Below are 16,247 nucleotides of genomic sequence, written 5' to 3'. Positions count from 1 at the left end.
TTTATCAAGCATCCTTGGAAAGGATAGAGAGCAGTTCGCTTTCGGAAAGCGAAGCCATTTCGTGTTCCAGGTCCATCAGGTCGTCCGAACCGTACTGCGCCAGTTGCAGAGTGGTGATCAGATCGGCCAGGGCCAGAAGTGAGGGATGTTCGAACAGCCCCCGCAGGGGCACTTCGACGCCAAAGGTTTCGCGCGCCCGCAGAATGACTTGCACTGCCAGCAGCGAGTGCCCACCGAGTTCGAAGAAATTGTCGTGACGGCCCACTTGCTCGATACCCAGCAGCTCTTGCCAGACATCCGCGATGGTCTGTTCGATTTCGCCTTGCGGTGCCTCGTACGCGCGGCTGGCAAACGCTTCCTGGCCCGGGGCTGGCAGCGAAAGGCGGTCCAGCTTGCCGTTGGGTGTCAAAGGCATGGCCTGCAGATGCACATAGGCACTGGGCACCATGTAATCGGGAAGCGCCTCCATCAGTGCGGCACGCAGTTGCTCGACGGGTACAGGGTCGCCGCACAGGTAGGCGATCAAACGCTTGCTGTCGGACTGGCCGGGCGTACTTTCACGTGCAACCACCACAGCTTCGCTAACACCGGCACAGGCACCCAGCACCGCCTCGATTTCGCCCAGCTCGACACGGAAGCCCCGTATCTTCACCTGATCGTCATTGCGCCCCAGGTATTCGAGGGTGCCGTCTGCGCGCCAGCGAGCAAGGTCACCGGTCTTGTACAGACGGGCCGCCGGGTCGTTTGTGAACGGGTCGGCGATAAAGCGCTCGGCACTCAGTTCAGCGCGGTTGAGGTAACCACGGGCAACACAGATCCCCCCGATATACAGCTCCCCGGCCACACCCAGCGGCGCGGGAAGGCCTGCGCTATCCAGCACATACAGTTGCGTGTTGCGCACCGGTATACCGATTGAACGGAAGTCCTCGTTGTCGCGCTCCATCAGGCGAATCGAGGCATTGACCGTGGCTTCGGTCGGACCGTAGGCGTTGAACAGCGCCGGACGATGCCCTTCGCGTTCGAACCACTGCGCGACAGCCTGCTTGCCCACCGCTTCGCCGCCGATCATGAATTGGCGCAGGCAGGTTGGCAGTGGTACATCGGCATCGCGGCTTATCTGTTGCCAGAAGACCGTGGGCAGGTTGGCGACGGTAATCGCGTATTGCTCGCACAAACTGGCAAAGGCCGCAGTGCCGGCGATCCAGGCATCGCTACGCAATACCAGGGCGGCACCGGACAGCAAGGCGCCGAAGATCTCTTCGACCGACATGTCGAAGGTCATGGTGGCAAATTGCAGGACACGATCCTGCGGGTTGAGGCCATAGCGTTCCTGCAATGCGCCGATCTGGCTGCATACAGAGCGGTGTTCAACCATTACGCCTTTCGGTTTGCCGGTAGAACCGGAGGTGTACATCACGTAACACAGGTGCCGTGAGTTCAGCTCTGTGAGCTGCGGGTTGGTGTCGTTGCCCGGTGCGTCCTCCAGTCGCAGGTTGAGGATCGACAGCGCCGGCAGTTCTTCGGTCAGGCGGCCCTGGCTCAACAAAACCCGTGGCGAGCTGTCGTCGAGCATGTGTTGCAGGCGGTCCTGTGGGTAGTTCGGGTCAAGCGGCACATAGGCCCCGCCTGCTTTCAGGATGGCGAGGATGCCTACGATCATTTCCGGGCTGCGTTCCACCAGCAGCGCTACGCGTTCGTCCGGACACAGGCCCGCTTCGATCAGGCGATGTGCAATTCGGTTAGCCCGTGCGTTGAGTTCGGCATAGGTGAGGCTGCACTGCGCATCGACCAGTGCGACAGCGTCGGGTTGCGAGCGCACCTGCGCTTCGAACAGATGCTGAATGCACAAGTCCGTCGGGCCGTCATGGCGGTTCTGGTTGAAGGTCTCCACCAGCAGGGTGCGCTCGGCGCCGGGCAGTACATCCAGTTGTGGGAGGGGAACATGCGGCGTGTGCGCCAGCGCTTCGGTAAGTTGCTCCAGCGCGCACTGCGTCATGGCGCACAGACGGTGTGGGTCCACGGGCTCCACGCTGTGTATCAACAGACCGAGGTCATTACCGTAATCATTGACCGACAGGCACAGCGGGTAGTTGGTCCGTTCCTCGCTGTCGAGCATGCGCATGCCCGGCCATTGCAACTGACTGTCATCGCCCTGGTGCCGGTAGTTGAGCAGGGTGGTGAACAGCGGTGCCGACGTGTCCACACTGCTGCAACGCTGGGCCAGGGCCAGAGACGCCTGCTCGTGGTCGAGCAATTCGGTGAGGTCACGGTGGGTCGCGAGTAGCAGTTCATTTGCGCCAAGGGCTGCCAGTTGCACGCGCACCGGCAGGGTGTTGATAAACACGCCCATGGCCCGTTCGGCACCTGCCGAACCTTGCAATCGACCCGCCACCACGGTGCCGAACACCACGTCATCACGACCGCTGCAGCGGGCCAGTACTTGTGCCCAGGCGACATGGAACAGCACCGCCGGGGTCATCCCGCGTTCCCGCGCCTGAGCGCGAATACGTCGGGACAGCGTGCTGCTGAGTAGCACCTCGGCTTCTTCAATGTTATTGCCGTCGCCTTGCACTTCCATCAGATCAAAAGGCGCGGTGGTCGCATCCACATCGGCGAGTCTGCGGCGGAAGTAGGCCTCATGGACTTCGGCCGGAACGGCCTGGGTCTGGGCGATGAACTCTCGATAGGGCTGTGGTGCAGGGAGGCTGTCGCCCTGGCCGTGGAGAATCGCGTTGATTTCTTCCAGGACCACTTCAAGGGTCACATGGTCGCTGGCCACATGGTGGTTGAGCAGGGCCAGCAGCCAACGCTCCGAGTGTGGATCACGGGCAATGCAGGCGCGCATCAGCGGCGCCTTATTCAGGTCCAGACGCAGATGCTGCGGATCGCTCATCGCATACAGCTGCTCCAGCGCGTCCTTGTCGCTGTCGAGGGTCATGCTGTGTACCGGCAGGTGCGCGTGACGTTGCACCACTTGCACGGCTTGGGGCAGACCCTCCCAGTGCACGGCGGTACGGTGGATGTCATGGCGCTCGATCACCACCTGCAACGCCGCGATAAAAGCATCGAGATGCTGGCGGTTATCGAACTCGATCATTGAGCGCATCAGATAGGCATCGCCTTCCTGGCCGAGCAGGTGATGGAACAGGATGCCTTCCTGCAACGGCGCCAACGGGTAGATATCCTGAATGTTGGCGGCACCGCCGGGCACCGCAGCAACGACCCGTTCAAGCTGGGCGGCGCTCAGTTGCACCAGCGGCAGCATGTCCGGGGTCAGGTGCGTGCAGTCAGCCGGGATGCGATTGGCCGGTGCCTGGAACAAGACGTGTTTGTCCTGGCTGATGGCCAGGGCCATTTCACGCACGCTGGGCGCCGTGAACACCGTGCGTACGCCAGCGCTCAGGCCATGCTTGCGCAGACGGTCGATCAGGCTGACGGCCAGCAGTGAGTGGCCGCCGAGTTCGAAGAAACGGTCGTGGCGACCGACCCGTTCAACCCCCAGCAGTTGCTCCCAGATCTGTGCAATAACCTGCTCAACCGGCCCTTCAGGCGCCTCGTAGGCACGGCTCGCGTAAGCGTCCGGACCCGGTTCGGGCAACGCGCGGCGGTCGAGTTTGCCGTTGGGCGTCAGGGGCAGGGCGTCGAGCACCACAAAGGCACTCGGCACCATGTGCTCGGGCAGACGGTTCAGCAGCTCGGCACGCAGTTGCTCCGCTGCGGCCGGTTCACCACACAGATAGGCCACAAGACGCTTGTCGTTGGCGTGTTCGCTCTGGTGATCGCGGGCAATCACCGCGGCTTCACGAACACCCGGCAAGCTGCCGAGCACGGCTTCGATTTCACCCAGTTCGACGCGCAGCCCACGGATTTTCACCTGATCGTCGTTGCGTCCCAGGTACTCCAGCGTGCCGTCGGGGAGCCAGCGGCCGATGTCGCCGGTTTTGTACAAACGGGCGTCTGCGTGGTCTGCGAACGGATTGGCAACGAAGCGTTCGGCGCTCAGTTGCGGCAGGTTGAGGTAGCCACGGGCGACGCCCACGCCACCGATATGAATCTCTCCGCGCACGCCCACAGGCAACAACTGGCCGTGATCGTCCAGTACATGCAGCTGCATGTTGCGGATCGGCTTTCCGATGGGCATCGAACGGTCGTGGTAGATCGCCAGGTCAGAATCGGCCACGTGCCAGGCAACCACATCGCTGCACTCGGTCGGGCCGTAGCTGTTGATCACGGTTGGCCGCGGCAGGCCGAGCTTTTCCAGCATGTTGATCTGAATCGGCTCGCCGCCCAGCACCACGCGCTTGAGGCACGCCATGGATTTATCAGTATCGGCGTCTACCAGGGCGTGGAAAGCGCTGGGCGACATATTGAGGTGGGTAATACCGGCAGCGGCAATCTGCGCAACGATGGCGTCCGGGTTGAACGGCTCCTCGGCCAGGTGCAGCGCAGCCCCGACCATCAGCGGTGCGAGGATGTTCTTCTGGGTCAGGTCGAAGTTGTAGGAGGAAGCCAGCAAAACCGCATCCTCGGCATTCAACGCCAGGTCGTCGATGTACCAGTCCAGCAGATTGCGCAGGCCCCGAAGCTCGACCATCACTCCCTTAGGCAGCCCGGTGGAGCCTGAGGTGTAGATCACATAGGCCAGGTGACCAAAGTTCAACTCTGCGACCTGCGGGTTGTGATCGGCGACGTGCTGCAGCGACGGACAGCCCAGCTCCAGCGTGGCCAGGCCCTCCGGCAGTGGCAGCGTGTCAAGCCCTTGCTGGATAACCAGTACCTTTGGCGCGCTGTCGGTCAGCATGTGCGTCAGGCGCTGCGCCGGGTATTGAGGGTCCAGCGGCACATAGGCGGCGCCAGCTTTGAGGATCCCCAGCAGCCCGATCACCATTTGCGGACTGCGAAGGGCGCAGAGACCAACGGTGTCGTCGGGGCGTACACCCAACGCAATCAAACGGTGGGCGATGCGGTTGGCCTCGGCGTTCAGAGCGGCGTAACTGAGGGTTTGCCCTGCGCAGACCAGCGCCACGGCATCCGGCGTCAGCGCTGCCTGTGCTTCGAAGGCACGCTGCGGCAGACGTTGCAGGTGCTCGTCCAGGGGCAGGGCGGGTGGATTGAACGTCACCAGCAGTTGCCGGCGCTGCTCGGCATCGAGCAACGGCAGGCTCGCCAGTGGTTGAGTGACGTCACTCAGCAGGGCGTCGAGCAATTGCAACAAGTGGCGACTCCAGCGCGTGATGGTGCTGGGGTCGAACAGGTCGGTGGCGTATTCAAACCGACCGTGAATGCTTTCGCCGTCGTCATTGAGCGACAAGGTCAGGTCGAACTGTGTGGTGGCGGTGGCATCGGGCAGCGCAGTCAATTCCAGACCTGGCAGGGTCAGGGCTTGATCCCGTGGGGTATTGCCCAGTACCAACATGGCCTGGAACAAAGGGCTGTGAGCAAGGCTGCGCTGCGGTTGCAGGGCTTCAACCACTTGTTCGAAAGGCAGATCCTGATGGCTGTAGGCGTCGAGGGTGATGGCCTTGACCTGCGCCAGCAACTGATCCACACGGCTGTGCGCCTTGACGTCGACGTGCAGGGCCAAGGTGTTGACGAAGAAGCCGATCAGGGCTTCGGTCTCCTGGCGCGTGCGGTTGGCCACCGGCGTCCCGATCACCACCTGCGGCTGGTTGCTCAGGCGTGAGAGCAGGATCGACCAGGCCGCGAGCAGGGTCATGAACGGGGTCACGTTCTGTTGCAGGCTGAACTGCCGCAAGCGGTGACTGAGCTGCGCCGGCAGTTCCAGTGGCAGGGTCGCGCCCTTATAGCTTTGCACCTGCGGGCGTGGATGGTCTGTGGGCAGCTCCAGCAGCGCCGGTGCGCCGCTGAGGTGTTCGCTCCAGAACCGGGTCTGTTGCTGCAGGCGTTCGCCTTGCAGGTGCTGTTGCTGCCAGACGGCATAGTCGGCGTATTGCAAGGCCAGCGGCGGCAAAGGGTCGTCGAGGCCCTGGCTGAACGCGCTGTAAAGACGGTTGAGCTCGTCAATCAAGATCGCCACAGACCAGCCATCGGAGACGATGTGATGCTGGGTCACCAGCAGGATATGTTCGTCCTCGGCCAGTTGTAGCAGGCGTCCGCGAATCAGCGGGCCCTGGCTCAGATCGAACGGCGCATGGACTTCAGCCTCGCTCAGCTGCCGTGTCATTTCCTGCTGTGCATCACCGGCGAGGTTGCGCAGGTCGTGCTCGGCCAAGGCAAAGCCTATAGTTTCGGGAGCAAAGCGCTGGCTGACTTTTTCGTTGTGCTGTTCGAAAGTCGCACGCAAGCTTTCATGGCGGGCGACGATACGGTCCAGAGCCCGTTGCAGCGCCTGGCGGTCGAGTGTGCCGCGCAGGTGCAGGGCCGCTGGCATGTGGTAAGCGACGCTGGCGGCGTGGTCCAGTTGATCGAGGAACCACAACCGTTGCTGGGCCAGGGACAATGGCAAGTCCTGGGTGCGTGGGACCACTTCAATCGGCTGTACCTGCGACTGGGCGGTTTGCTCCACACACTCGGCCAACGCCAGCAGGGAGCCCATGCCGAATAGCGTGCGCAGGTTGATCTCGACGCCAATGTCCTGATGCAGGCGCGCTTGCAATTGCACGGTCAGCAGTGAATGACCGCCCAGTTCGAAAAAGTTGTCGTGACGGCCGATTTTCTCCATACCCAGCAGGTCGGACCAGATCGCCGCCAGCCGCGCTTCGGTCTCGCTTTGGGGCGCTTCGTACTGGCGGTGGGCGAAGTCATCGGCGCCGGGCGCCGGCAGTGCTTTGCGATCGAGCTTGCGGTTAGGTGTCATCGGCAGTGCATCGAGCATCACGAAGACACTGGGCAGCATGTACTCTGCCAGGTGCGACGCCAGTTCGGCACGCAGCGCTGCCACGTCCAGGGTTGTCGCGGGCTGGGCGACCACATAAGCGACCAGACGTTTTTCCCCGGGACGGCCCTCCAGGGCGATCACTACCGCCTCCTTGACTCCTGGACAGGCCACCAGACGCGCTTCGATTTCACCCAGCTCAATGCGGAAACCGCGAATTTTCACCTGATCATCGTTACGCCCCAGGTACTCCAGCGTGCCGTCCGCCCAATAGCGCCCGAGGTCGCCGGTGCGGTACATGCGTGCCGTCGGGTCCTGGCTGAACGGGTCAGTGAGGAAGCGTTCGGCGGTCAGGTCGTTGCGGTTCAGGTAGCCTCGCGCCACCCCCGCGCCACCGATGTAGAGTTCACCGGCCACTCCTTGAGGTACCGGCTGCTGCTGTGCATCGAGCAGATAGAGGCGGGTATTGGCAATCGGTTTGCCAATCGGCACCGTGACCGACTCACCGAGCTCATCGACACGCTCGACGCAAGACCAGATGGTGGTTTCGGTAGGACCGTAGAGGTTCCACAGCTCGCTGCTGCGCGACAGCAGTTCACGCGCCAAGCTTCGCGGCAAAGCTTCGCCGCCGCAGAAAATGCGCAAGTCCTGTTTGCCCGCCCAGCCACTATTGACCAGCATTTGCCAGGTCGTTGGAGTGGCCTGCATCACCGTGATGTGCTGCTCGGCAAGCAAGTGCTGCAATTGCACACCGTCCATGGTCGTTTCGCGGGAAGCCAGGACCACGCAAGCACCGTTGGCCAAGGGCAAATACAGCTCCAGCGCAGCGATGTCGAAGGAAATGGTGGTAATCGCCAGCAAGCGATCGTGTGCCGAAAGCCCCGGTTGCTGTTGCATGGAATGGAGGAAGTTGCTCAGGGCCTGATGGCTGACCTGCACGCCCTTCGGCAGTCCGGTGGAACCGGAAGTGTAAATCACATAAGCCAGATGCTCAGGCAGCAGTTCGGTGCGCAGCGGGTTGTGATCAGGCTGGGCAAGCAATCCTTCGCATTCGGCATGCTCAGGATCGAGCAATAACACCGGTACGCTGCTCGCCGGAAGTACCGAGTGAAGCGCGTGTTGGGTAAGGATCACTGCCGGCGCACTGTTTTCCAGCATGTAGGCCAGGCGATCGAGGGGGAAGTGCGGGTCCAGCGGCACATAAGCGGCACCGGCTTTGAGCACGCCGAGCAGACCGACCATCATTTCCACGCCCCGCTCGACGCAGATCGCCACCCGGTCATCCGGGCTAATACCCAGACCGATCAGGTGATGGGCCAGACGGTTGGCCTGGCGGTTCAGTTCGGCATAACTCAAGCGCTGCGCGTTGAATACCACGGCGATGGCGTCGGGCTGCGCCTCGACCTGCGCTTCGAACAGGTCATGAATGCACCGGTCTGTCGGGTAGTCCTGCGTAGTCTTGTTGAAGGTTTCCAGCAACCGGGTGCGCTCGGCGGTGGGCAGCACATCCAGTTGTGTGATAGCGGTGTCTGGCGCGTGCGCCAACGCCTTGGCCAATTGCTCCAGTGCACGCTGCATCATGGCGACCAGGCGTTGCGGCTCCACCGAGGGCACGCTGTGAATCATCAGGCTGAATGCATCGCCGTAATCGTTGACCGTCAAGTCCAGCGGGTAGTTGGTCCGTTCTGCGCTGTCGAGAAGGCGCAGGCCCGGCCATTGCAAGCGGCTGTCGCGGCCCTGATGCCGGTAGTTGAGCAGGGTGGTGAACAGCGGCACCGCCGTGGCCACACCGCTGCAACGCTGGGCCAGGGCCAGTGGCGCCTGTTCGTGGGCCAGCAACTCGCTAAGGTCACGGTGGGTAGCCATGACCAGTTCGTGGGTGCCTTGCGCTGCAAGCTGCATGCGCACCGGCAGGGTGTTCATAAACATGCCCATGGCACGCTCGGCACCTGCCGTACCTTGCAGACGGCCAGTGACCACCGTGCCGAACACCACATCATCGCGGGCGGTACACCGCGCCAGTACCTGAGCCCAGGCGACATGGAACAGGACCGCCGGTGCGATGCCGCGCGCCCGCGCCTGAGCCCGGATAAGTTCATTGAGAGCGTTGTCGAGTGACACGTCCGCTTCTTCGATGCCATTGCCATCGACCTGAACTTCCAGCAAGTCGAAAGGCGCAGTGGGCGACTCGACATCAGCCAGACGGCGCTTGAAGTAGGCTTCGTGAGCTTCGGAAGGGGTGACCAGGGTCTGTGCGACAAATTCACGATAAGGCTGTGCGGGTAGCAGGTCGGCACCCTGGCCTTGCATCAACAGGCGAACTTCCTCTAGCACGATCTCCTGAGTGACGTGGTCGCTGATCATATGGTGATCCATCAGCGCCAGTAGCCAGCATTCGGAGTGCGGGTCGCGAGCGATGCAGGCGCGCATCAGTGGCGCCTGTTGCAGGTCCAGGCGCATGTGCCGTGGATCAGTGAGACGATCCAGTTGGCTGAGTGCGTCTTCTTCCTGCGTCAGCGTCAGGGTATGCACCGGTAGTTGTGCCTGGCGATGGACCACTTGCACGGCTTGCGGCTGGCCACTCCAATGCACCGAGCTGCGCATGATGTCATGGCGGTCAATGACCGTTTGCAGCCCTTCAAGAAAGGCGTCAAGACGCGCACGGCTGTCGAACTCGATCATCGAGCGCACCAGGTACGCGTCGCCTTCATGGTCCAGCAAGTAGTGGAAGAGGATGCCCTGTTGCAGCGGTGCCAGCGGGTAAATGTCCTGGATGTTGCCCGCACCACCAGGAACGGCGGCGGCTATCAGTTCGATCTGCGCGGCGCTCAACTCAACCAGCGGCAACATGTCCGGGGTCAGCTGCGTGCAGCCGGCCGGGATGCGGTTGGCCGGTGCGTGGAACAAGGTTTGCGTGTTCTGGCTGATGGAGTAGGCCATTTCCCGCACGCTGGGCGCGGTGAACACGGTGCTTACGCTGAGGTTCAGGCCCTGCTTGCGCAGGCGGTCGATCAGACTGACGGCCAGCAGCGAGTGACCACCCAGTTCGAAGAAACGGTCATGGCGGCTGACCTGCTCGATGCCCAGCAGGTCTTGCCAGACACCTGCGACAATCTGCTCGATCTCGCCCAGCGGCGCTTCGTAGGTACGGCTGGCGTAAGCGTCATCCGCAGGCACCGGCAAGGCCTTGCGGTCGAGCTTGCGGTTGGGTGTCAGCGGCAAGGCGTCAAGGATCACGAACGCGCCTGGCAGCATGTATTCGGCCAGTTGCGGCGCCAGTTCGGCACGCAGGCCGGCGGCATCCAGGGTCGCCTGTGGCTTGGCGACGACATAGGCCACCAGACGCTTGTCGCCAGGGCGATCTTCGCGCGCGATGACCACAGCTTCCTTGACCCCGGCGCAGTTGGCGAGACGGGTTTCGATTTCACCCAGTTCGATACGGAAACCGCGCACCTTGACCTGGAAGTCGTTACGGCCCAGGTACTCTATCCGGCCATCGGCCATGTAGCGCGCCAGGTCGCCAGTTTTGTACATTCGCGCATCCGCGCTGTTGCTGAACGGATCAGCCAGGAAACGCTCTGCATTGACCTCGGCAAGGTTGAGGTAGCCGCGTGCCACACCGTCGCCACCGATGAAAATCTCACCGGCCACGCCGTACGGTACTGGCTGCTGATGGGCGTCGAGCAGGTAGATGCGGGTGTTGGCCATCGGTTTACCGATGGTTGCGTTGCCGCTGCCTTCGCTGCCCGCTACCGCATCGTGACTGACATAAGCGGCGGTGCAAGACACCGTGGCCTCGGTCGGACCGTAGGTATTGATCAGTAACGTGTGTGCCGGGCGCACTTCATCCCATAGCTTGAGCTTTTGTGCGGACAGCGCGTCGCCGGTCACGTTGATCAGCCGAACGTGCTGCAAGCGTTGCGCGGCGACGTGTGGCTGGCTGTGCCATTCGGCGGCGAGAGTGTGCCAGTGAGCAGCGGTCAAGTGCAGGACGGTCGGATGAATGCCGTAATCTTCAGAGCCTTCGCTGCCGAAAATGTCGCGGCTTGGCGCCAACGTGGCACCGGCCAGCAGGGCGGGGAAGATCTCCTCCACCGACAGGTCGAAGTTCAGGGTGTTCTGCTGCAGCACAGTGTCGGCCGGGGACAGGCCGAAAAGACGCGCTGCATCGACGCTGTAGTTGACCAGCCCGCGGTGCTCGATCATCACGCCTTTCGGATTACCGGTGGAGCCTGAGGTGTAAATCACATACGCCAGGTTGCGCACGTCGAGGTTTGCCACCACAGGGTTGTCATTGCGCTCGGTGAACGTGTCGCGCTGATCGTCGTCGAGTAGCACCAGCGGCACCGCCAGTGCGGGCAGACGGTCCTGCAATGCGCGCTGCGTCAATACTACCGACGGGGTACTGTCCTGAATCATGTAGGCCAGACGTTCCGCCGGATACGCCGGATCCAGCGGCACATACGCACCGCCGGCTTTGAGCACGCCGAGCAGGCCGACCATCATTTCCACGCCACGCTCAACGCAGATGGCAACACGATCATCCGCGCCGATGCCCAGGCCGATCAGGTGATGAGCCAGACAGTTGGCCTGGCGGTTCAGTTCGGCATAGCTCAAGCGCTGCGCTTGAAAAGCCACGGCGATAGCGTTGGGCTGCGCCTGAACCTTTTCTTCGAACAGTTGATGAATTGTACTGTCCTGCGGATAGGGCACGTCGGTCGCGTTGAGTGTCAGCAACAGATGCTCACGTTCAACCGCATCGAGCAACGGCACCTGTTCCAGCACTTGCCGCTCATCGGCAACCATGGCTTCCAGCAAACGCTGGAAGTAGCCCAGATAGCGGGCCATGGTGCTTTCATCGAACAGCGCCGTGGCGTACTCCAGCGTGCCCAGCAGACGGCCTTGCGCTTCGCCGATGTCCAGCGACAGATCAAACTTGGCCAGCGTGTTGCTCGGGCTCAGGCTTTCCAGTTGCAGATCACCGAGCACGAAGTTCATGTCGTTGGTGTCTTGCCAGGTCAACATCGCTTGGAACACCGGGCTGTGCGCCAGACTGCGCACCGCTTTGATGACTTCAACGACTTGTTCGAACGGCAGGTCCTGGTGCGCCTGTGCCTCAAGGGTCTGCTGCCTGACCCGCGCCAGCAGCGTCTCTGCGGTGGGTGTGTCACTGAGGTCAACGCGGATAGCCAGGGTATTGACGAACAGACCGACCAGACCTTCGATTTCACTGCGCGTGCGATTGGCCACCGGAGAGCCGATAACCACATCATCCTGTCCGGCCAGACGGCCCAACAGTGCCGCCCAAGCGCTGATGACAGTCATATACAGCGTCGTGCCGTGACGTTTGCTCAGAGCCTTGAGGCCAAGGGTCAACTGTTCGTCGAAGGCGATGGGCAAGGCGGCGCCCGCGTAATCCTGTTGCGCCGGACGCACCCGGTCGGTAGGCAACATCAACAGCGCCGGAGCATGTGCCAGGGTTTGCTGCCAGTAGCGGGTTTGCTCTTGCAGCAGATCACCGCTGAGCCAGCGGCGCTGCCACACGGCGTAATCCAGGTATTGCAGCGGCATTGGCGCCAGTGGACTTTCCTGACCCTGGCTGAACGCGGCGTACAGCGCAGCCATTTCTCGGGTCAGCACGCCCACCGACCAGCCATCGGAGACGATGTGGTGCAGGGTCAGCAACAACACGTGATGGTCGGCAGCCATGCGGATCAGGCGGCCGCGAATCAATGGACCCTGTTCCAGATCGAAGGGTTGCAAGGACTCTTCGCCAGCCAGCGCCTGGAGCGTGTGCTCGGCATCCGGCACGCCCTGCAAATCGTGCGTTTGCAGGTTGAAACCGTTGTCCACAGGGCTGATACGTTGCAGTGGCTGTTGGTCAGCGCCCTGGATGAACGTGGTGCGCAAGCCTTCATGGCGCGCTACCAGCTGTTGCAGTGCCCGTTGCAGGGCCACGCTATCCAGCGCACCGCGCAGGCTGAGGCTGGCGGGCATGTGATAGGCCGCGCTGGCGCCTTCCATCCGGGCCAGAAACCACAGACGCTGCTGGCCGAACGACAACGGCCAGTCCTGATCGCGCGCCACCGGCAGGATGTCCGGCAAGGTGCTGCGCCCGGCTTGGGCGATGACCTGAGCCAGGTCGGTCAGTTCGGGGTGGGCAAACAACGTCGCCAGACTCAGCTCGACGCCCAGTTGCTGGCGGATCTGCGAAATCAAGCGCACGGCCAGCAACGAGTGACCGCCCAATTCAAAGAAGTCATCGCGGCGTCCGACCCCGGTCAGGCCCAGCAAGTCTTGCCAGAGATTGACCAGAGCGACCTCGATATCGCCCACCGGCGCTTCGTAGCCGTGGCTGATCACCGAATCAAGATCCGGTGCAGGCAGCGCCTTGCGATCGAGCTTGCCGTTTGGCGTCAGCGGCAGGCTGTCCAGGTGTACAAAGGCACTGGGAACCATGTATTCGGGCAGGTGCTTGAGTAACTCTTTACGCAGTTGTTCGGCAGGGGCCGGTTCGCCACACAGGTAGGCGACCAGGCGCTTGCTGTCCGGTTGCGCTGGATCATCGGCGCGGGCAACCACTACCACTTCGCGCACACCGGCGCACAAGGCGAGGGCGGCCTCGATTTCGCCAATCTCGATACGCAAGCCGCGAATCTTCACCTGAAAGTCATTGCGGCCCAGGTATTCCAATGCGCCATTGGCGAGCCAGCGACCGACATCGCCGGTTTTGTAAAGGCGTGCCTGCGGGTCGCTGGAAAACGGATCGGCGATAAAACGCTCGGCGCTCAGCTCTGGCTGGTTCAGGTAACCCCGCGCCACGCCGATGCCGCCGATGTGCAGCTCGCCGGCCACACCCAGCGGTTGGACCTGACCCAAGGCATCCAGCACGTGCATCTGAATGTTGGCAATCGGGCGACCGATAGGCACGCTTTCGCCGGGGTCTGTCGGGCGGCACTCCCAGGCTGTAACGTCGATAGCCGCTTCGGTCGGGCCATACAGGTTATGCAGCTCGACACCCTGCAGTTGTTGCTCGAAGCGTCGTTGCAGGCTGCGTGGCAAGGCCTCGCCGCTGCACAGTACGCGACGCAGCTGCGGAAAGTCACAGGAAGAGCGGTGTTCCAAAAACAGGTCGAGCATCGACGGTACGAAGTGCAGCAGGGTGATACCTGCATCACTCATGACCTGAGCCAGGTAGTCCGGCTCCTGATGGCCACCGGGGCGCGCCATGACCAGTTCGGCACCGGCAAGCAGCGGCAGGAAAAACTCCCAGACCGAGACGTCGAAACCGAACGGAGTCTTTTGCAGCACGCGATCACTGCTGTCCACTTGATAGGCGTCGCGGGCCCAGAGCAGGCGGTTGACCACGCCCAGGTGTTCGTTCATCACGCCTTTAGGCGTACCGGTAGAGCCCGAGGTGTACAGCACGTAGGCCAGATGATTGGGCTGCAGACCCAGGACTTTGGCATCCGGGTTGCCGGTTGGCTGCGCGGCGAGTTGCGCACTGTCATTGTGGTCATCGAGGACCAGCACTGGCACGGTACTATTCAGCGCCGACAGGTCGTCCAGCAGGTCATGGCGGGTCAGCACGGCACGCGGGGCGCTGTCGCTGAGCATATAGGCCTGACGTGCGCTGGGCAGGTCAGGATCAATCGGCACATAGGCGCCACCGGCCTTGAGAATACCCAACAACGCCACGACCATTTCCGGGCCGCGACGCAGGCTTACCGCAACCCGCGAGTCCGGTTCCACACCCAGCTCGATCAGGCGATGAGCGAGCTGGTTGGCCTGCTGGTTGAGTTCGGCGTAGGTGAGCAGCGGTCCGCTGTCGCTGCTCACGGCGCAGGCATTCGGGCGCTGGGCGGCCTGTTGTTCGATCAGTTGATGGATCAGCAGGTCACGGGGGTAGGCATGAGCCGTGTCGTTGAACGTCAGCAGGTGCTGGTGCTCGTCCTCGCCGATGAGCGGGAAGTGTGCCAAGGGCGTCTCGTGGTGCTCCAGTACCGCTTCGAGCATCGCGAAAATGCGCTCTTGTATGCGCTGGACTTCTTCAAAGGTGAAATAGGCGGTGTTGAAGTTGAAATCCAGGTGTACGTCTTCGGCTGGATGGTAGTCACGCACGAAGATCGCCATGGGCGTCTGCTCGTAGCCGTTGTCCAGCATGAGCACGCGTGCCGGGGTACTTTGTCCATATGTTGCGTCGCCGTCGAAGCTTTCGAACGACAGCGAAACATCAAACAACTGGCGTCGCCCGGCGTGTGCCAGATGCAGGCTGCGGTTGAGCTCAGCGATGGGGAAACGCTGGTGGCGGTAGGTCTTGCGCAGTTGTGTCCCGACGGTATTCATCAGCTCCACCAGCGAGCCTTGGGGATCGAACGCCAGGCGAATCGGGCTGACCGAAGAGAACATGCCGACCGTGGTCTTCTGTCGTGCAGTGGTGCGGTTGTGTACCGGCATGCCAACGACGATTTCATCGACCCCCACGGTGCGGCAGAAGTAGGTACCGATCACGCTGACCAATAAATGCGCCATGGACAGACTGCGTTCGCTGGCAAACTTCGTGAGGGCACTGTAGAGGGCCCGGGGCAACATGGCCTGAACCTGGGTACTGGGAGCCAGCACGTTGGCAAGGCCTGCCTTGAAGTCGGCGCGGCGTTGCAGCAGTGACGGCGGGAGTTGTGCGTAGGTTTGCTCCCAGAACAGGCGGTCGCGCTCGTAGCGACCCGATTGCAGATAAGCTCTGTCTTCTTCGAGGAACGACAGGTAGGAAGGCCCCTCGGGAACGTCTTCATTGCCCACCAGCAAGCCGTTGTAAGCATTATCCACGGCATGCCCGACCAGCACCGCACCGATACCGTCGACCACCAGGTGATGGAAGCGGTTGAACCAGTAGTAATGGTGCGGTCCGCAGCGCACCAGACGCGACTCCCAGAGCTGTCCGTTCAGTGATTCAAAGGGCTGCTGAAAGGATTTGCGCAGGTAGTCCATTGCCAGACCGGCATCGTCATCCGCCTCGGAAAAGTCCACCACCTCAAGTGTGAACCTGACTTCTGGCAGCACCTGCTGACGGCCGAAACCGTCGGCGTGACTGAAGCTCAGACGCAGGGCGTCATGGCTGTCGACGACCATTTGGATGGCCTTCTCGAACAGCGGGATGTTGATCTCGCCACGGATATCCAGGGACATGCCGATGTTGTAGTAGGGCAATTCCGGGTGTGCGATCTGATCGAGCCAGATACCTTGCTGAACCGAAGCCAGTTCGTGAGAAGCGCAGGCTTGCGCGGATAGCTTTTCGGGCGAGGAATCCATTGCGTAACACCTGTTTTCCGGATCAGTGGGGCGTCTCCAATCGAGGGCAGTGGCGCACGTTAGTGAACGCTTGGAGAAAGAAACTGCCGGTCGCCGGGACAAG

The 16,247-nt window shown here is 62.1% G+C and carries 1 protein-coding gene; it reads right to left on the bottom strand.

Features of this window, described 5'->3' with window-relative positions:
- Positions 1-4 precede the first annotated feature (4 nt).
- Positions 5-16,144: a non-ribosomal peptide synthase/polyketide synthase gene (locus JOE29_RS11605; protein WP_210079529.1), complete on the bottom strand. Its 16,140-nt coding sequence runs from the start codon at positions 16,142-16,144 to the stop codon at positions 5-7.
- Positions 16,145-16,247: the final 103 nt, after the last annotated feature.

The organism is Pseudomonas sp. PvP009, from assembly GCF_017832995.1.
Lineage (GTDB): Bacteria > Pseudomonadota > Gammaproteobacteria > Pseudomonadales > Pseudomonadaceae > Aquipseudomonas > Aquipseudomonas syringae.
This window is presented reverse-complemented; position numbering and strand designations above follow the sequence as displayed.